Raw genomic sequence first — 19,934 nt, 5'->3', positions numbered from 1 at the left:
TGGTAATGTATCGTCCTTGCTTCTGCGTCGCAGAAGAATTAACTATAAATGTCACAAAATGCAACACATTGCAATGTAGCATTTAGTACCTTCGTATCACCGAATCGTGCTGCAGGCCGCGCAGCTGCTACACTGAGCTCTATCCCGGAACAAAAGGATTTGTCCCATGAGCATCGCCTGCGTTGCCACCCGCGCCAGCCTCGGCGTTGAGGCTCCGGCCGTGACGGTTGAGGTGCATCTTGCCAACGGCCTGCCCGCCTTCAATCTGGTTGGCCTGCCCGAAGCCTCGGTCAAAGAAGCCCGCGAGCGGGTTCGAAGCGCCCTCGTGAACGCTGGGTTTGAGTTTCCGATGCGGCGCATCACAGTCAATCTCGCCCCGGCCGACTTACCCAAACAGGGTGGCCGCTACGACCTGCCCATTGCCATCGGCATTCTGGCCGCCTCGGGGCAAATCCCACTCGCAAGCCTTAAAAACCGCGAGTTTGTCGGTGAGCTGGCACTGTCGGGTGAAATCCGCTTCTGTCAGGGGCTGCTGCCCGTTATAGTTGCCGCCCGCAGGGACGGGCACGAACTCATATTGCCACTCGCCAACCGCGCCGATGCCGAGCTGGTCGACTATCCCGCCATTCGTTTGTGTAGCCAGCTGGTGCATCTGGTGGCGTTTCTGCATGGGCAGCAGCCATTGCCGGGGCTTGAGCAAGGCGCCGAGTGGCTGGATGACGCACCGGCAAGATTTAACTGCCTCAGTGAGGTCATTGGCCAGTATCAGGCCAAGCAGGCGCTGGAAATAGCCGCCGCAGGCGCTCACAACCTACTTATGCTGGGATTGCCGGGCTGCGGTAAAACCATGCTCGCCAGCCGGATAATGGGCTTACTGCCGCCGCTCGATTACGACGAAGCACTTGAAGTGGCGGCGCTGCATTCGGTGGCAGGGCTTAATATCAAACCCAGTGAGTTTCATCGCCGCCCCTTTCGCTCACCGCACCACACCTGCTCAGCCATCTCTCTGGTTGGCGGTGGCAGCATGCCCAAGCCCGGGGAGATTTCCCTCGCCCACCGGGGCGTGCTGTTTCTCGATGAACTGGCGGAATTCCCGCGCAAGGTGCTCGACTGCCTGCGCGAGCCGATGGAGACAGGCGAGGTAGTTATCTCCCGCGCCGCCGCCAAACTCACCTTTGCCAGCCGCTTTCAGCTGATAGCCGCCATGAACCCAAGCCCCTGCGGCAGTGCCGGCCCCGGCAGCCGCTCGAGTCCCGAGCAAATCAGCCGCTATCTGGCACGGCTTTCGGGCCCCTTTCTTGACCGCTTCGATTTGTCCATCGAAGTACCTCCACTGCCGCCGGGCACCCTCACCCAAAATGCCCCGACCGCCGACACCACTGACACCATAGCCCGCAGGGTGGCCAACGCCCGCGAACGCCAGTTGGCGCGGGCTGGCAAACTTAACAGTGAACTCACGGGAAAAGAGCTGAAACAGGCGGGATTCATGCAGCAGGATCTTGAATTTCTTGAGCAAAGCGTTAACCGGCTTGGGTTGTCGGTGCGAAGCTTTCACCGCCTGCAGCGGGTAGCCCGCACCATCGCCGACCTTGAAAATAGCCCCAATGTGGAGCGCAAACATCTGGCGCAGGCGCTCGGATATCGCGCCATGGACAGGCTGCTCGCCAGCCTGTCACAGCAGCTCGGGCGCTGATAAACATCATCGCAACAATCATTCATTACAACAACAGCCGAACTACTGTGGTTCCTGCCCAAGATACTTGCGGTACAAGGCGGCAATGGTGCCATCACGGCGCATCTCGTCCAGCGCGCCTACGAGCCTTGCCAGCGGTGAGCCGGCAACCAGACGCTCGGGTTGATTGTCGGCCGATACAGGGCTCGCCCCGTCGTAAAAAGGATTCGGCTCCAGCGCTATCAGGCGCGACTTTCGTGAAAAGCCCAAGGTTGCAGGCTCGGCCTGGCTCATCAGCTCGCGGTGCAGGATGACATCGGTCACGCCACTTTTAATCAGGGCGTATTCCAGCGGCTCAGCCTCATAGATATAGGCATCGGCGCGGCCTTTTTGGATCATCATAATGGCCTTGGCCAAATCCATTTCGGCCACCTCAAAACGTTTGGTTCGGGCGCTGCCAAAGCCCAGCTTATCGAGATAATCCGGATTACCGACCCCATGCAGTAATGTCAGACCGTTAAAGTGCTCGGCTGAATCCAGCCTCCCAATGCCCGGTCTCGAAATAGCGCTGTAACTGACGTTGAGACCATTCGGCGCAAAAAAAGTGTACTTGTTGCGCGCGTCATCAAAGGTAAATTGCGGGTAAAAATCCACGTCGCCATTGATAAGCGCATTAAGAATACGCGCCTTGGGCATGCGCTCGATTTTGAGGCGCAGCCCGGCGCGGTGCGCAGCCTCACGAAACATATCTTCAAACAGGCCCCGATTGTCGGGCGCCTGGGCAATAAAGGGCAGTTTTTCGGTGGTGCGGTAGGCGAGGATAATCTCAGCATCGGCGCTGTTCATGTCGGTAGCAACCGCATTTACCGCCAAGCTCGCCTGCAGCAAGACAAGCAGCAGGCACCCAATCAGTGATTTCATAGCGCATGTCCAAGGATGAATTAAGGTAAGTGTCGTCCATTTGTGCCCTGTGCGCCAAAAGCTCACTGGTACTGCCAGCGCTCAGGGGTCGGCCGCAAGATTGAGCAATACGCCATTCACGGTTAACATAGGCGTCCACAAAATTCAGGAGGTATGAATGCGCACGCTGCTGTCGCTTTTCCGGGGCTCTTTTGCTTTTTTGGGGTACACCCTTAACACCTTGTTTTGGTTTGTCCCTATTGTGCTGCTTGGTCTGGTAAAGCTGCTGCCCATTCCTGCCCTGCGTAAGCTGATGTCCTATCTGGTGGATGGCTGTGCCTCCAACTGGATTTCGGTGAACGGCTTTATTCAAAATGTGCTGCACCCGGTGCGTATCGATGTGCAGGGCAACGCCGAGCTGAGCCGCGATGAGTGGTATATGGTGATTGCCAACCACCAGAGCTGGGTCGACATTCTGGTGCTGCAGCGGGTTTTCAACCGCAAAATCCCGTTTCTGAAATTTTTCCTTAAGCAAGAGCTCTTGTATGTGCCGGTGCTGGGGCTTGCCTGGTGGGCGCTGGATTTCCCCTTTATGCGTCGCTATTCCACCGCCGAGCTGAAAAAGAACCCCAAACTCAAGGGCAAGGATATCGAAATCACCCGCCGCGCCTGCGCCAAGTTTAAAGACAAGCCGGTGAGCGTGATGAACTTTGTTGAGGGCACCCGCTTTCAGGCTGCCAAACACAAAAAGCAGAACTCGCCTTATCAGCATCTGCTGCGCCCCAAGGCCGGCGGCATGGCGTTTGCCCTTTCCGCCATGGGCGAGCAAATCCACAAATTGGTAGACGTCGCCATTTACTATCCCGGCAAGGTGCCCAGTTTCTGGGACTTTATCTCGGGTCAGGTCGATGAAATCCGCGTACACGTCACTGTGGCCGATATTAGTACCGAGATGCGCGGTGACTATATTAACGACCGTGAATTCAAACAGGATTTCCAGGAACAACTCAACGAGATTTGGTCTGAAAAGGATGTCATCCTCGACAAACTCTCGCGTCAGGAAGACATAAAATCAGAGGTTTGCGAACAACATGCTTAACTTTTTGCCGGGGCCGCTGCTGTTTTTCATCAGTGGTAGTCTGCTCATTATCAATACCGCCATTTGCGGTTCCCTGGTGTGTATCGGTGGTCTCGTCAAGCTGCTCACCCCCTTCAAGGCGGGTCGGGTCCGGGTCACCATGCTGATGAACCGTTTTATGTGGCTGTGGGCCACCCTCAACGGCGCCATTCTGAAGCTGATTGCCAAAATCGAATGGGATGTAAAAGGCATTAATGGGCTGGATAAAAACGGCTGGTATCTGGTGATCAGTAACCATTTGAGCGGCTTCGACATTGCCGCCCAGACCTATATCCTGCGTAACCACATCCCCATGCTGAAGTTCTTCCTTAAAAAAGAACTGATTTATGTGCCCATCATGGGCTTGGGGTGCTGGGCGCTGGATATGCCTTTTATGAATCGCACCAGCCCGGAGAAGCTGAAAAAGAACCCCAAACTCAAGGGCAAGGATCTGGAAACCACCCGCAAGGCGTGTGAGAAATTCCGCGATCTGCCCACCTCCATCATCAACTATGTGGAAGGCAGCCGCTTCACCGAAGAAAAGCGCGATCGGCAAAATTCGCCCTACCGCTATCTGCTGCGCCCCAAGGCTGGCGGTATCGCCTTTGCCCTTTCCGCCATGGGTGAGCAGTTCAGCCACCTTTTGAACATGACCGTGGTGTATCCCGACGCGCCCAAAGACATTCTTGCCGGGGTAATGCAGGGCAAAGTGAGCAAAATCGTTATCAGAGTTGAAGCACTGCCGGTGCCTCAGGTCGATGACAAAGAGTATTTCAGCAATGCCGAGTACCGCGCCCAGTTCCAGCGATGGCTCAATGACATCTGGCTGCAAAAGGATGAACAAATCCATGCGCTGCTCGCCGAGCACAAAGCCTGCACCAGCAGCTACCGAGAGCTTGCCGAGCGAAGCCCCAACTGAACGCCCTGTCGCTAGCGACATAAAAAACGCAGGCCAAAGCCTGCGTTTTTTATTGCCTGCGCACCGCCTCAGGCTTCGACCTCGGCCAACCGCTCTGCGAGCTGCTGCAACTGATGCTCGGTAAAGACTTCGATGCCATGAAGGCTCAGCAGCGCCGCAGTAACACCGTCACCGTCAATCAGGGTGCGGGAAAAGCTGCCATCGTAAATCAGCCCCTTGCCACAGGAAGGGCTGCGGGCCTTAAGTACCGCAAAGCGGATATTGTTCTGCCGGGCAAGCTTTAAAGCGTCCTTGGCACCTTTTTCAAAAGCATCAGTCACATCGGCTCCATACACCGTCAGCACCCGAATGGCCTGGCTTCCAACGGCCTCGCGGCCTGGCGGACTGACGATTTCTGCCGCAGGCCTTGGCGTCGGCAAGCCGCCGGCGCACTCAGGGCAGATACTGACAAAGCGCCCCTGCTGCTGCCAGCCTTGCCACAGGGGGGAATCCAGCAAATTATCTTTGCCGTCATATCGCACCGCTTCGCCCAGCAGGCAGGCGCTCACCAGGATTTTTTCCATCGCTTCTTCGCTCTGTAGTGGGCAGCACATCGGCGGCAAACATCGATGAATACAACTACCCTTATTAGCCAATTGCCACATCATCCCATGCCTTGCAGACAAAGTGCAAAACCGCCAGTTGTTGACAATAAAACTTAGCAGGCGACTGTGATGCAAAAACACACCAAACAAAAACATATACAAATAAACATATTTATCAATCAGATAATGAAATTACAACCCTATCAACACCATTTGTTAGACTTACGTCTACGTCAACACATTGTTGACAATCCTGCCAAACGGGTCTAATTTTCAACCATTGTCAGAGTCCGGGTTGCACAAAAGGCGACAGCACCATGAGCCAAGACACTTCCAAAGACCATTCAGCAAATGAGCGCGGCGCGGCTACCCTGGCCGATCAGGTATTGAGTGCCATTCAAACCGCCATCATCAAGGGCGAACTGGCCCCCGGCAGCAAGATCAACGAACAGGCACTGGCCGAGCGCTTCGGCATCAGCCGAGGCCCGACCCGCGAAGCGCTGCAAACCCTTGAGCGGCAACGTTTAGTGGTGCGCATGCCCCATGTGGGCGCCCGGGTAGCGCAGCTGTCGGTGGAAGAGCTGAACGATCTCTACGATTTGCGCTCCACCCTCGAAGCCATGGCCTGTCGCCTCGCGGCCGAGCGCATCACAGACGCCCAACTTGCCGAATTGCAGGCGCTGCTTGAGCGTCAGGAAGCAGCGCTCAAGCAGGGCGATACCTATTTTCAGGAGCAAGGTGATGTGGATTTTCACTATCAAATCATCCGCGCCAGCGGCAACAAACACCTGCAGGAAACCCTGATGGGCGGCCTGTATCACCTGCTTCGCATGTACCGCTATCAGTGCAGCAACCACCAGCGCCCAAGCCGCGCTATCGCCGAACACAGACGCATAGTGGAAGCCATCAGCGACAGAGACGGTGAACTGGCGGCGCTGTTGATGCAGCGCCATATCGAACAGGGACGACGCAACACAGAGGCGCGCCTTAAAGAACTCAAGGCCGAGGCCAGCGCCCGTGAGCACAGCTCAGCTACCTTCGCCAACACACAGCAATTAAAGGGAGAGACAGCATGACCCACAGCGCAGGCAAGCGTTTTCGCGACGCACTGGCACGCTCCAAGCCACTGCAAATCGTTGGTACCACCAACGCCTATTTCGCTCTGATGGCCGAAAAGACCGGCTTTCAGGCGCTTTATCTGTCCGGCGCCGGGGTGGCCAACGCCTCCTATGGTCTGCCGGATCTGGGCATGACCTCCATGAACGATGTGCTGATTGATGCCGGTCGCATCACCTCGGCCACCGAGCTGCCACTCCTGGTCGACATAGACACCGGCTGGGGCGGCGCCTTCAACATCGCCCGCACCATCAAAGAATTTGAAAAGACCGGCGTTGCCGCCGTGCACATGGAAGATCAGGTGTCGCAAAAGCGCTGTGGTCATCGCCCCAATAAGGCCGTGGTGAGCACCGAAGAGATGGTTGACCGCATCAAGGCCGCCGTGGATGCCCGTACCGATGAGAACTTCGTCATCATGGCCCGCACCGATGCCGTAGCTGTGGAAGGCCTAGATGCTGGTATTGAGCGCGCCCAGGCCTATATCGAGGCCGGTGCCGACATGATTTTCGCCGAGGCCCTGACCGAGCTGCCCCAGTACCGCAAATTCAAGGATGCAGTAAAGGCGCCGATCCTCGCCAACATGACCGAATTCGGCCAGACCGAGCTGTTCGACAAGTCCGCCCTGTATGAGGCCGGTGCCGACATGGTGCTGTATCCGCTAAGCACCTTCCGCGCCGCCAACCTGGCCGCCCTTAAGGTGATGCAGGCACTGATGAACGATGGCCACCAGCGCAATGTGGTAGACACCATGCAAAGCCGCAAAGAGCTGTACGAATTTTTGAACTACCACAGCTTTGAAGACACGCTCGATCGCCTGTTTGCCGAAGGAAAAAACAAATAAGGCGAACGGCAAATAAGACCAGGCAAGACAGAAAGATAACAAGCAACACAGGGACGAAGACAGCGGGGCATAAGACCCAGGCAGTAGCTGCTTCCCGCCCCGGCTAAAACCCGGGGCGAACAAAGTAATCCATAAATCAGCGCCGGGACCCCATCGCCCTAACGATGCCGGCCTTCAGAAAAAGACGAGTTTACGAGGGAATGCAAAATGGCTGAGACAACCGATAAAAAACTGAGTGGTGCAGGCCTGCGTGGTCAGAGCGCCGGTGAAACCGCCCTGAGCACCGTAGGTAAATCCGGCTCAGGCCTCACCTACCGCGGCTATGACGTGAAAGATTTGGCCGAGAACGCCAGCTTCGAAGAAGTAGCCTTCCTCATTCTTTACGGCGAACTGCCTACTCAGCTGGAGCTGGACAACTACCGCGCCAAGCTCAAAGGCCTTCGCGGTCTGCCACAGGCACTGAAAGAAGTGCTGGAGCGCATCCCAGCCAATGCTCACCCCATGGACGTGCTGCGTACCGGCTGCTCTATGCTCGGCAACCTGGAAACTGAACAAAGCTTTGCCGACCAGTTTGACGTGACCAACCGCATGCTGGCGGTGTTCCCATCCATCATCTGCTACTGGTATCGCTTCAGCCATGATGGCGTGCGCATCGAAACCGAGACCGATGACGAGCAAATAGGTGCCCACTTCCTGCACCTGCTGCACGGCAAGGCGCCATCTGCCCTGCACGCCCGGGTAATGGATGTATCACTCATCCTCTACGCCGAGCACGAGTTCAACGCCTCCACCTTTACCGCCCGCGTCTGTGCTTCGACCCTGTCTGATATGCACTCCTGCGTAACCGGTGCCATCGGCTCACTGCGTGGCCCGCTGCACGGCGGCGCCAACGAAGCGGCCATGGAACTGATTCAGGATATGCGCGACGAGCAGCACGCCCGCGACGTACTGGCCGGTATGCTGGAGCGTAAAGAGAAGATCATGGGCTTTGGTCACGCCATCTACCGCGAGTCTGACCCACGCAACGCCATCATCAAAGAGTGGTCTGAAAAGCTCGCCAGGGAATACGGCGACGACCGTCTGTACCGTGTTTCCGTGGCCTGCGAAGCCTTTATGTGGGAGCAGAAGAAGCTCTTCTGTAACGCCGACTTCTTCCATGCCAGCGCCTATCACTTCATGGGCATTCCCACCAAGCTGTTTACCCCCATCTTCGTATGCTCGCGGGTCAGCGGCTGGACAGCCCACGTGATGGAGCAGCGCAGCAACAACCGCATCATCCGCCCGAGCGCCGATTATGTGGGTGTAGAACTGCGCCGCGTTACCCCTATCAGCGAGCGCGGCTGATAACGGCGGGGCCGGCCAAAGGTTGGCCCCGTTAACCACAGCGCAATAACAACAAACAGCCAAAAACGTTCGCGCCCTTTTTGCATTTCTGGAACGCCGTTATGAACACTCAATTCCGTAAGCCGCTGCCCGGTACCAATTTAAGCTTCTTCGACACCCGCGAGGCGGTAGATGCCATCGCCCCCGGCGCCTTCGACAAACTGCCCTACACCTCCAAGGTGCTGGCCGAAAACCTGCTGCGCAAGGCCGAGCCTGCGCGCCTGAACGACTTCTTGAGCCAGCTGATTTTCCGCAAGCAGGACCTAGACTTTCCCTGGTTCCCTGCCCGGGTGGTATGCCACGACATTCTTGGCCAAACGGCGCTGGTAGATCTTGCCGGCCTGCGTGATGCCATTGCGGCCAAAGGCGGCGACCCGGCCAAGGTGAACCCGGTTGTGCCAACCCAGCTGATTGTGGACCACTCACTGGCGGTGGAGCACGGCGGCTTCGAAAAGGATGCCTTTGAGAAAAACCGCGCCATCGAAGACAGACGCAACGACGATCGCTTCCACTTTATCAACTGGACTAAAAAAGCCTTTCGCAATGTGGATGTGATCCCACCCGGCAACGGCATCATGCACCAGATAAACCTGGAAAAGATGTCGCCGGTGATTCAGGTGCGTGACGGCATCGCCTTCCCCGACACCTGCGTAGGCACCGACAGCCACACCCCACACGTGGATGCCCTGGGCGTAATCGCCATCGGCGTGGGTGGCCTTGAGGCCGAAAACGTGATGCTGGGCCGCGCCTCCTGGATGCGTCTGCCGGATATCGTGGGTGTTGAGCTTACCGGCAAACCAAACCCCGGCATTACCGCCACCGACGTGGTGCTGGCACTGACCGAGTTTTTGCGTAAAGAGCGGGTAGTGGGTGCATACCTTGAGTTCTTTGGCGAAGGCGCCAAGGCGCTGACCCTGGGTGACCGCGCCACCATCTCCAACATGACCCCTGAATATGGCGCCACCGCCGCCATGTTCTATATCGACGAGCAGACCATCGACTATCTGCGCCTCACCGGCCGCGACGAGCAGCAGGTGCAGCTGGTTGAAAACTATGCCAAAACCACAGGCCTGTGGGCGGATGCCATGACCGGCGCCGACTATGGCCGGGTGCTGACGTTTGACCTCTCCAGCGTAGTACGCAACATGGCCGGGCCTTCCAACCCCCATGCCCGTTTGGCCACCAGCGATTTGGCCGCCAAGGGCATTGCCGCCGACTGGCAAGAGGAAGCCGGCAAGATGCCCGATGGCGCGGTGATCATCGCCGCCATCACCAGCTGTACCAACACCAGTAACCCCCGTAACGTGATTGCCGCGGGCCTTATTGCCCGCAATGCGGTACAAAAAGGGCTGGTGCGCAAGCCCTGGGTGAAAACTTCTCTGGCGCCCGGCTCCAAGGCAGTTGAGCTGTATCTGAAAGAAGCAGGTCTGTTGCCGTATCTTGAGCAGCTCGGCTTTGGCATAGTCGCCTTCGCCTGCACCACCTGTAACGGCATGAGCGGCGCGCTGGACCCAGTTATTCAGCAGGAAATCATCGAGCGGGATCTTTACGCCACCGCCGTATTGTCGGGTAACCGTAACTTCGACGGCCGTATCCACCCCTACGCCAAGCAGGCGTTTCTGGCCTCGCCGCCATTGGTGGTGGCCTACGCCATCGCGGGCACTGTGCGCTTCGATATCGAAAAAGATGTGCTCGGCACTGATGCCGATGGCAATGCGGTGACCCTCAAAGATCTGTGGCCAGAAGATGCGGAAATCGATGCCATCATCAAGTCGTCGGTGAAGCCTGAGCAGTTCCGTGCCGTGTACGACCCCATGTTCAATCTGGCCGTGGAATACGGCACCGAGAAGCCACTGTACGACTGGCGTCCGCAGAGCACTTACATCCGCCGCCCACCCTACTGGGAAGGCGCCCTTGCCGGTGAGCGGACCCTAAGCGGCATGCGGCCACTGGCAGTATTGGGTGACAACATCACCACAGATCACCTGTCGCCCTCCAACGCGATTCTGGCAAGCTCGGCCGCCGGTGAGTATCTCGCCAAAATGGGCCTGCCGGAGGAAGACTTTAACTCCTACGCCACCCACAGGGGCGATCATCTGACCGCCCAGCGCGCCACCTTCGCCAACCCCAAACTCTTCAACGAGATGGTGAAAGATGCTGACGGCAAGGTGAAGCAGGGGTCGCTCGCTCGCCTGGAGCCGGACGGCAAGGTGCTGCGCATGTGGGAAACCATCGAGACCTACATGGAGCGCAAACAGCCGCTGATCATCGTGGCCGGTAAAGACTATGGTCAGGGCTCCAGTCGTGACTGGGCCGCCAAGGGCGTGCGTCTTGCCGGTGTCGAAGTGATTGTGGCCGAAGGCTTCGAGCGCATTCACCGCACCAATCTGGTGGGCATGGGCGTGTTGCCGCTGGAATTTATGCCGGGCGAAACCCGCCTGACCTATGGCATAGATGGCACCGAGACCTTCGATGTGAAGGGCGAGCGCACCCCGGGTGCAAGCCTTACCCTGCTGGTGCACAAGACAGATGGCAAAACCCTGGAAGTGCCGGTGAAGTGTCGTTTGGATACAGCAGAGGAAGTGTCCATCTACGAAGCAGGTGGAGTTCTGCAACGCTTCGCCCAGGACTTCCTGCAAGGCAGTATTTGAGCGTTCTCTTGCCGCGATCCCACGCCGGGAGTGCTCATGTATCGGCTGATACACTCCGCGCTCCCGGCTCGGCCTCACTGCAAGATCTCCGCTTTCGAGCAGATTGAAGTGGAGTCAGAAACTGTCCAAGATCTTAGTTCCATTTATGTCAAAGGATTCAATGCCATGGCATGTAAGCCACAGATGAAAATTGCTGCCACCTATATGCGTGGCGGCACCTCAAAAGGGGTGTTTTTCCGCCTCGACGATTTGCCTGAGGCGGCCCGGGTGCCGGGCGCAGAGCGTGATGCACTGCTGCTGCGGGTGATTGGCAGCCCCGACCCTTATGGCAAACACACCGACGGCATGGGCGGCGCGACTTCCAGCACCAGCAAGTGCGTGATCATGAACAAGAGCAGCGTGCCCGGTCACGATGTGGATTACCTCTATGGGCAAGTGTCCATCGACACCGCCTTCGTCGACTGGAGCGGCAACTGCGGCAACCTGTCCACCGCCGCCGGTGCTTTCGCCATTCATGCGGGTTTGGTTGACGCTTCGCGGGTGCCTGAAAACGGGATCTGTGAAGTGCGAATTTGGCAGGCCAATATCGGCAAAACCATTATCGCCCATGTGCCTGTGACTAACGGCGAAGTGCAGGAAACCGGTGATTTCGAGCTCGATGGGGTAACCTTTCCCGCCGCCGAAATCGTGCTGGAATTTGTCGACCCGGCAGATGGCTCTTCTCAAGACGGGGGCGAAGACGGCGGCGCCATGTTCCCCACCGGCAATCTGGTGGACGAGCTGGACGTGCCCACCGAAGTGCACTTAAGCGGCAAAATTCAGGCGACCCTGATCAATGCCGGGATCCCGACCATTTTTGTCAATGCCGAAGACCTTGGTTATCGCGGCGACGAGCTGCAGGAAGCCATCAACGGCAACCCCGCGGCGCTTGCCATGTTCGAGCAGCTGCGCGCCCACGGCGCCATCAGGATGGGGCTTATCAAGAGCCTCGATGAAGCCAAGACCCGCCAGCACACCCCAAAGGTGGCCTTTGTGGCGAGACCCATGACCCATGTGGTGTCAAGCGGCAAGACGGTTGAAGCGGATAACGTCGATCTCTTGGTACGGGCGCTGTCCATGGGCAAGCTGCACCACGCCATGATGGGCACAGCGGCGGTGGCCATAGGCACGGCGGCCGCTATTCCCGGCACCCTGGTGAATCTTGCCGCCGGTGGCGGTGAGCGTCAGGCGGTGCGTTTCGGCCACCCCTCCGGCACGTTGCGGGTTGGCGCCGAAGCCAAACAAGTGGACGGCCAGTGGACTGTCACCAAGGCCATTATGAGCCGCTCGGCGCGCATTCTGATGGAAGGCACTGTACGGGTGCCGCAACCTTAACCTGTCAATCCGCAATACCTTTTACAAAGGCTCCGCTTAATCCCTTCCGGCGGGGCCTTTTTTCTTTTTACCTTTTTGTATTACACGCAAATTGACACCCCCGCCGCGAACGTTAGAATCTAAGCTCTTACAACAAAAAAACAACACCAAATTCCATTACCCCTGAGGAATTAAGTGCATTTGTGCCGGGTGGATAAATGCCGCATTTGTTTTTGGGCCATTAAGACACAGTCAACTGTGCGCAGCCCAATCCCTGCAAGATTGGAGACTCATGTTTCGAGCATTTATTGGCTCTGTTCTGGTTCTGTTCCTTGGTATATTTCTGTCAACGGCCAGGGCAGATCACGGCAGTTATCACTACCATAACACGCTGGAATTTCAGCATTTCAGCAGCAGTGACGGCCTGAATCAAAACACCATCACTCGCCTCTACACCGACCATGCAGGCATGCTCTGGATAGGTACGCAGGACGGGCTGCACTCCTTCAACGGGCAGGCGTTTTCGCTGTTTTTGCCCATCGCCGACGACAATCAAAGCATCTCCGAAGGCTACATCACCGACATCATTCAGGACCCGGAAGGCTATCTGTGGATCAGTACCTATTCACAGGGCATTAACCGACTGGACTTGAACACGGGCAAGTTTACCCGCTTCGGCCAGGCCGAGGGCCTGAACGAGCTTAAAGTCAGCCGCCTTGCCGTGATAGGCGACAGCCTGTGGATTGGCACCGAAAACGGCCTGTATGCCATGCAGCGCAAAAGCGGCCAAATCCGCCCCATTCCGCTGGGTAACGCCTTAACGCCGCACATCACCAGCCTTGCCACCATAGGCGATGAGTATCTGCTCGCCGGCACCAAAGAAAACGGCGCCTACGCCATCAGCAGCAATAATATTCTGCGCCTGAAACTGCCGGCCGACAGTTCGGTGAATCAAATCCAAAGCCAGGGCCACGAAGTGCTGCTCGCCATCGGCAACAGCCTGTGGAGTTACGATATCGACAGCCATGTCGCCCGCGAGCTTTGGCAAAGCGAGCCGCAGAGTTTTTATCATGGCGAGCTGCGCGACTTTACCATCGCCTCTGAAAACGAAATCTGGGCCATCGCGCCGGGAGCGGGGCTGATTGAGCTTAGCCACACCGACCGCTGGCATGCCCGCTATCACAGGAACGATGCCCGCAGTTCCCGCGACATCAGCGATAACACCCTGATGAGCATACTGCTGGACCCCAACGGCGTGCTCTGGCTCGGCGGCAGCTATTCGGGACTGGATAAAATCAACATCCGCCGCCAGTACTTTGAGCACCTGTTTGACAAGAGCGCAGTGCTGCCCAAGCAGGTAAACATGATCCGTGCCATTCACCAGACCGGTGACGGTACTGTCTGGATTGGCACCGAAGGAGCCGGGGTTAAAACCCTTGAGCCCCAGGCGGCGGATTATCGGGACCACACTGCGCTCTTTGCCGCAGCACTTGGCCTGCCGAGCACAAGCCTTTCGTTGGTGGTGCGGGATATTGAGGCAGACGCCGAGGCTAACCTCTGGTTTGCCAGTAACTATGGCCTTGGCAAGCTTGGCGCCGATGGCCGCTTTTCTCTGTATCAGGCCGCGAACGGCCGGGTGCAGGGCCGTGCTGTCACCTTTGATAAGCGTGGCAACATCTGGCTTGGCGCCGATGAGGGGCTCTGGTATCTGCCAGCCGATGGCAATGAACTGCTCGCCTTTGATTTAACCCCAAAACTCGATGACAAGCTGCCCGCCACCCAGGTACTGACGGTCGAATTTATCGATGGCTGGCTTTGGGTTGGTACCCTGGATGGTTTGGTGCGTCTGAATCCGGTCAGCGGCGACGCCGAGCTTTTCAGTCACGATCCGCAAAATCCAAACAGCCTGAGCAACAACCGGGTACGCGACATTTATCAGGCCGCCAACGGCGATATCTGGCTTGGTACCCATGGCGGTATCAGTATTTTTCGTGCCACCGACAAAGGCTGGCAAATCAACCGCCTCAGCACAGCCGAAGGGGTACCGAGCGATACGGTTTACGCCATCCTGGAAGACAAACAGGGGCAGTTCTGGTTTTCAAGCAACGCCGGCATCAGCCGCTTTATCCCCGGCGAAGACCGGATAGTCACCTTCAGCAAATTCGAAGGCTTGCAGGAGCAGGAATATAACGGCGGCGTTAAATTTGCCGGCGTCGATGGCTACTTCTGGTTTGGCGGCATTAACGGCATCACCCGCTTTCGCCCCGAGCTTATTCCCAAAGTCCGCCACGAACCCAAATTGGCACTGACTGCCTACAGCGTGGGCGGCAAACGCACAGCAGTACTGGACCTGGCCGAGCCACCTTCAATCGCCATGAGCTATGTCGACAAGGTGGTCAGCGTTGAAGTCACCTCGCTCGATTTCTCATACCCCGGCGAAGACAGGTTTTCCTTTTTCCTGCAGGGCTTTGACAATCAGTGGCGCGAGTCTCAGTCAACATCCCATATTACCTACACCAACTTGAGCCCCGGCAATTACCTGCTGCGGGTGCGCCATGGCCTGGCGGCCAATCCGCTCGGCCACGAGGTGCTTACCATACCGCTCAACGTCAGTGCACCCTTCTACCGTACCCTGCCAGCCTACGCCCTGTATGGATTGTTTACCCTCACCATTTTGGGCTGGGTCTGGCGTGAGCGGCGCGCCAAACGGCGCGAACGGCTGGAGTTTGAATCCAGCATCCGCACCTCGGAAGAACGGCTCAAGCTCGCCCTGTGGGCCTCGGGCGATGGCATGTGGGACTGGGATATCAGCAGCGGCAAGGTGTTCCGCACCCGCATGCACCCGCACATGGAGCAGCAGGTCGATGGCCCTGTGCTGCTGGATAAAATCCATCCCGAAGACAAGTTCAAGGTGCTGCAGGCGCTCGAGGCCCACACGGAAGGCGAACGCGCCTTCTATGAAGCCGAGTACCGTATTGAAGAAAAGTCCGGCAAATGGATTTGGCTGCTCGACCGGGGCAAGGTGGTTGAGCGCGACAAACGCGGCAAACCGCTCAGGATGGTCGGCACCCACAAAGACATCACCAGCCGCAAAGTGATTGAAAATGAACTGCGCCTTTCAGCGCAGGTACTCGCGAGCATGAACGAAGCGGTGGTGGTTGGCGGGCTCGATTATCGGGTCGCCTCGGTCAATCCGGCGTTCAGTCTCATTACCGGCTTCAGTCCGGCGCAGGTTCTGGGCAAACACTTCCTGTTCCTGGCCCACGATCGCTCAACCCGCCAGCTATATGAACACATAGAGCAGCAGTTGCTGCGCAGCAAACACTGGGCCGGCGAGCTTAAAATCCGCACCCGCGATCAGCGCGCCATCTTAATCTGGCTTGAAATCAATCAGGTACTGGATACCAAATCCGAAGCGAGCCACTTTGTGGCCGTGTTCACCGACATTACCGATCGCAAAAAGGCCGAAGAAGATTTGCGCCAGCTCGCCTCCTTCGACCCCCTGACCCGGCTGCCCAACCGCACCCTGTTCCATGACCGCTTAAGCCATGCGCTGTCGCAGGCGCACCGCGCCGAAAACATGGTGGCACTGCTGTTTTTGGATCTCGACCGCTTTAAGCACATCAACGACTCCATGGGCCACCATATCGGCGATCTGCTGCTCAAATCCGTGGCCAACCGGCTGCAAAACTGTGTGCGTGAAGGCGATACGGTTGCCCGCCTCGGCGGCGATGAGTTCACCATTATTCTGGAGGGTGTTACCAAGTCCAAGGCCGCCACCGTGATTGCCGAAAAGCTTATCCGCGCCTTCCAGACACCCTTTATCCTTGAAGAGCAGGTGCTTAACATCTCCACCTCCATCGGCATCAGCCTTTTTCCGCTGGACGCCGAAGACAGTACCTCGCTGGTGAAATACGCCGATACCGCCATGTATCACGCCAAGTCACTGGGGCGGAACAACTTCCAGTTTTACACCTCGCGCCTGAACGAATACGCCATGCGCCATGTACAGCTCGAGGCAGGCCTTAAACAGGCCATCAACCGCCGCGAACTCAGTCTGGCATTCCAGCCCAAGTTCCGGGTTCGTGATGGCCAAATCACAGGTTTTGAGGCGCTGCTGCGCTGGAACAGTAAAGAGCTTGGGGTTATATCGCCTGCAGAGTTTATTCCGCTCGCCGAAGAAATCGGCCTTATCAATCAGCTTGGACACTGGGTCATCAACGAAGCCTGTGGCCACATGGCCAACTGGCTGGCGGAAGGATTTGACGATTTACACGTGGCGGTTAACCTGTCGGCGCGTCAACTCAAGGCGGATATTCTGTCCACCATCGAAGTGGCACTGGCGGTGTCCGGCCTGCCGTCCCACTGCCTCGAGCTTGAGCTCACTGAGTCGATGATCATGAAAAGCCCGCAGGAGTCGGTGGCCGTGCTGCAGCGGCTCAAGGCGCTAGGGGTATCACTGGCGGTGGATGACTTTGGTACCGGCTACTCAAGCCTTGCCTACCTTAAACGCTTCCCGCTCGATACCCTCAAAATCGACCGTGAGTTTGTGCGTGACATCAGCTCAGATCCCGACGATGCCGCCATCACAGGCGCCATCATAGCGCTGGCCCACAGCCTTGAGCTGAACGTCGTCGCCGAAGGGGTGGAAACCGAAGAGCAGCTCAATCACCTGCGCGCCCACGGCTGCGACGAAGTACAGGGTTATCTGCTCGGCAAACCCCTGAGTGCCGCCGATGCGCTTAAGCGACTGAAGGACTCAGTAAAGCAGCTGTAACTCCCGGTACCTTATCAGTGCGCCTTGAAGCTGCAGCAATCTTGCTGCAGCTGAGAATCCAGCGCCGCGCAGCTGTCACAATTCCCCTGGGATTTGACCTCGGCATCAAAAAACCGCGCAACCTGCGCTTCAAGTTCAGTGTAACGCGCCTGAGTAAGCGGCTGTTGCCAGCCGTAGCGAGACATCAACAAAGCCAGATGCCGATAACAGGTTTCCCGCCGCTCACCCAGAAATTCCACCGGGATAAGCTCGCTTTCAAATTGGGTCAGCACGCCGGTGAGGAAAAACACCAGCGACTGGGTCAGCTCGCTGCGCTCACGGTCTCCGGCGCTCAGTTCGCCGCTGGCGATGGCCAAATCAATCGATCGATGAAACCAGCTCCAGAATGCATTGATCCGCCGCTTAAACTTACCAACCTTTTCTTCGCTGGCCAGTTGCCACACCAATTTATTGACCGAGACCGACCTTAAGGTAAAAAACACCTTGCTGCGCCGAATCGTCTCAAAGGTAAAGATCACCGGCAGCAACAATCGCTGCTGAGCTGTGAGCTCGGGGTGGCGGCGAACAAAGGCCGCCAGGTAGTTGGAGGTGGCATGGCGTAAAAACAAACACACCAGAATGTCCTCTTTACCCTGAAAAAACCGGTAAAGGGTTCCGGTTGAACAGCCGACTTCTTTCGCAAGCTGCGAAAACTTGAATGACACTATCCCCTGCTGTTCAACCAGCACGGCTGCCGCATCCAGAATTTGGTTACATCGCAAGGCCGTCATGGCATCGGTCGGACATTTCACCGGTATCTCTCCAACAGCTCCAACAAAGTAGGCCAGCTGATTATGCCAGCACAGGCCGCCCATGGCCGTGCTGCAACCGCGATAACTTCATGCGCCTCACACTAAAGAGATATGGGGTTGCCAAAACGTGAACTGCAGCCCACTGCGGCGGCAAAATCTGTCACCGCCGAGCGCTGAAAACTTATTCACCACCTGGGTCACGAATAAGTTTTTCCGGCCAATTCGGCCGTGACCGGGTTCACCTTTTGCCGCCACCCGCACCGTTATTGTCCTTCTCAGTTCAACAAGAAGGACGATTCGATGCAAAGCAGAAGACAGTTTCTGAAACTGGGTACCGGGGTCACCCTGGGCGGCCTGGGTGCCATGTTCACCACCGGGGCGAACGCGGCCGACAACTGCCAATCCACCATTCAATGGGATGAGACGGTCGATGTCGTCATCATAGGCTCGGGCTTTGCCGGGCTGTCGGCGGCAGTGAATGTAAACCGCAAGAAACTCGGCAAGGTGCTGGTGCTGGAAAAAATGCAGGTCTTTGGTGGCAATTCGGCCATCAACGGCGGCTGGCTGGCCATTCCGAAAAACCCCATCCAACTGGCGCAGGGCGTCAACGATGACTCACCGGCAGAGCTGGTGAAAGATCAGATAAAATCCGGCCGCGGCATGGCCGATGTACCCATGCTGGAGCAAATTGCCAGTCGCTCGCTGGAAGCCTACGACCTGTGTGTCCAGTCGGGGGTAAAATTCCGCGAGGGCTTTAATATTCAGGTCGGCGGCCACAACAAAGCCCGAGCCATCCGCACCCAACACGGCACCGGCGGCGACATCACCACCAAGCTGCTCGAGGTGGCGAAAGCCGAAGGCGTTGAGGCCCGCTTGCAGCAATATGTTGAAGATTTCATTATGGAATCTGGCCGTATTGTCGGGGTAAAGGTTCGCAGCAACTACCGCTATCCGGACATGAGCACAGGTGAAATCCGCCATATCAAGGCCAGCAAAGGGGTCATCCTCGCCCACGGCGGCTTTGCCCAGAACATGGCACTGCGCGCCCTGTTCGACCCGTCACTGGATCCCACACTGGACTGCACCAATGCCGCCGGTGCCACAGGTGAAGTCACCCTGACCGCCATGCACCACGGCGCGCTGCCGGTGCACATGAATATGATCCAAACCGGCCACTGGGGTAGCCCGGATGAAGGCGGTTTTGGCTGGTCCAATGCGCTCTTGTCCATTACCTGGCACGAAGGCATGTCAGTCAGTGTGCTAAATGGCCGCCGCTATATGGACGAGCGTGCCGATCGCAAAACCTGCTCCGAAGCCATCATGAAAAACCGCCACCCGGACGGCTCTCCCGCCTACCCGATTGCGTTTTTCAACTATCTGGATCATCCCGATGATGACCGCGTGGTGCGCGCCCTTCGCGATAAAATGGCCTGGAAAGTCGACAGCATCGAGGCCATGGCCAAGCAGTTCAACATCGATGAAGCCGCACTCAAGGCGTCGATTGCCGAACACAACCAGCATGTTGAGGCGCGGCACGACCCGCTGTTCAACCGCAAAATGGATACGGCGCAGCTCCTTAAACCACCCTTTGTGGTGTCCCGCGTCTGGCCCAAGGTGCACTACTGCATGGGCGGCCTCAAAACCGACCTCGGTGGCCGGGTGCTGGCGTCGCGCACACTAAACCCCATGCCAAACCTGTATGCCATTGGTGAATCCACCGGCGGTATCCACGGTGAAACCCGTCTCAGTTCCACTTCCTGCCTCGAATGCCTGGTCATGGGCATTGTCGTGGCCGAAACCCTTGCCAGCGATCTTCGGGGGTAATCACAA

General features: G+C 57.3%; 13 protein-coding genes. 10 read left to right on the top strand and 3 right to left on the bottom strand.

The annotated features are described in order from the left end of the window. Positions 1-166 precede the first annotated feature (166 nt). A complete protein-coding gene (locus KJI95_RS12870) occupies positions 167-1,693 on the top strand; it encodes a YifB family Mg chelatase-like AAA ATPase (protein ID WP_214507603.1) in 1,527 nt (508 codons plus the stop codon). 42 nt (positions 1,694-1,735) lie between these two features. Here KJI95_RS12870 and KJI95_RS12865 read toward each other — a convergent pair whose 3' ends face one another. Next, on the bottom strand, positions 1,736-2,593 hold the full coding sequence (locus KJI95_RS12865; RefSeq protein ID WP_214507602.1) for a substrate-binding periplasmic protein: 858 nt from the start codon (positions 2,591-2,593) through the stop codon (positions 1,736-1,738). A gap of 157 nt (positions 2,594-2,750) precedes the next feature. Between KJI95_RS12865 and yihG (KJI95_RS12860) the strand changes: the two genes are divergently transcribed. Further along, positions 2,751-3,671, top strand: coding sequence for a 1-acylglycerol-3-phosphate O-acyltransferase, YihG family (gene yihG, locus KJI95_RS12860; RefSeq protein WP_214507601.1), 921 nt, complete (start codon positions 2,751-2,753; stop codon positions 3,669-3,671). Continuing rightward, positions 3,664-4,608, top strand: a complete 945-nt coding sequence (gene yihG / locus KJI95_RS12855) for a 1-acylglycerol-3-phosphate O-acyltransferase, YihG family (protein WP_214507600.1) — start codon at positions 3,664-3,666, stop codon at positions 4,606-4,608. Before yihG (KJI95_RS12860) ends, yihG (KJI95_RS12855) begins: the two co-directional genes overlap by 8 nt. Before the next feature lie 68 nt (positions 4,609-4,676). On the opposite strand, the gene KJI95_RS12850 is transcribed toward yihG (KJI95_RS12855), so the two are convergent. Continuing rightward, positions 4,677-5,171, bottom strand: a complete 495-nt coding sequence (locus tag KJI95_RS12850) for a 2-thiouracil desulfurase family protein (protein ID WP_214507599.1) — start codon at positions 5,169-5,171, stop codon at positions 4,677-4,679. A 338-nt stretch (positions 5,172-5,509) separates the two neighbouring features. Between KJI95_RS12850 and KJI95_RS12845 the strand changes: the two genes are divergently transcribed. From KJI95_RS12845 to KJI95_RS12820, 6 genes are all read left to right on the top strand, one after another. Further along, on the top strand, positions 5,510-6,268 hold the full coding sequence (locus tag KJI95_RS12845; RefSeq protein ID WP_214507598.1) for a GntR family transcriptional regulator: 759 nt from the start codon (positions 5,510-5,512) through the stop codon (positions 6,266-6,268). Next, positions 6,265-7,149: a methylisocitrate lyase gene (gene prpB, locus KJI95_RS12840; RefSeq protein ID WP_214507597.1), complete on the top strand. Its 885-nt coding sequence runs from the start codon at positions 6,265-6,267 to the stop codon at positions 7,147-7,149. Before KJI95_RS12845 ends, prpB begins: the two co-directional genes overlap by 4 nt. A 207-nt stretch (positions 7,150-7,356) precedes the next feature. After that, positions 7,357-8,493, top strand: a complete 1,137-nt coding sequence (gene prpC / locus KJI95_RS12835; protein WP_214507596.1) for a bifunctional 2-methylcitrate synthase/citrate synthase — start codon at positions 7,357-7,359, stop codon at positions 8,491-8,493. 101 nt (positions 8,494-8,594) lie between these two features. Next, positions 8,595-11,183: a Fe/S-dependent 2-methylisocitrate dehydratase AcnD gene (gene acnD / locus KJI95_RS12830; protein ID WP_214507595.1), complete on the top strand. Its 2,589-nt coding sequence runs from the start codon at positions 8,595-8,597 to the stop codon at positions 11,181-11,183. Between the two features lie 165 nt (positions 11,184-11,348). Beyond that, positions 11,349-12,557: a 2-methylaconitate cis-trans isomerase PrpF gene (gene prpF / locus KJI95_RS12825; protein ID WP_214507594.1), complete on the top strand. Its 1,209-nt coding sequence runs from the start codon at positions 11,349-11,351 to the stop codon at positions 12,555-12,557. Between the two features lie 271 nt (positions 12,558-12,828). Beyond that, positions 12,829-17,313 carry an EAL domain-containing protein gene (locus KJI95_RS12820; RefSeq protein ID WP_214507593.1) on the top strand — a complete coding sequence of 1,495 codons (4,485 nt, stop codon included), beginning with the start codon at positions 12,829-12,831 and terminating at the stop codon, positions 17,311-17,313. 14 nt (positions 17,314-17,327) lie between these two features. On the opposite strand, the gene KJI95_RS12815 is transcribed toward KJI95_RS12820, so the two are convergent. Continuing rightward, a complete protein-coding gene (locus tag KJI95_RS12815) occupies positions 17,328-18,104 on the bottom strand; it encodes a TetR/AcrR family transcriptional regulator (protein WP_214507592.1) in 777 nt (258 codons plus the stop codon). Positions 18,105-18,404: 300 nt separating this feature from the next. Here KJI95_RS12815 and KJI95_RS12810 point away from each other — a divergent pair, with 300 nt between their 5' ends. Further along, positions 18,405-19,928, top strand: coding sequence for a flavocytochrome c (locus KJI95_RS12810; protein ID WP_214507591.1), 1,524 nt, complete (start codon positions 18,405-18,407; stop codon positions 19,926-19,928). Positions 19,929-19,934: the final 6 nt, after the last annotated feature.

The sequence above is a fragment of the Shewanella jiangmenensis genome (assembly GCF_018596335.1).
Taxonomy (GTDB): domain Bacteria; phylum Pseudomonadota; class Gammaproteobacteria; order Enterobacterales; family Shewanellaceae; genus Shewanella; species Shewanella jiangmenensis.
This window is presented reverse-complemented; position numbering and strand designations above follow the sequence as displayed.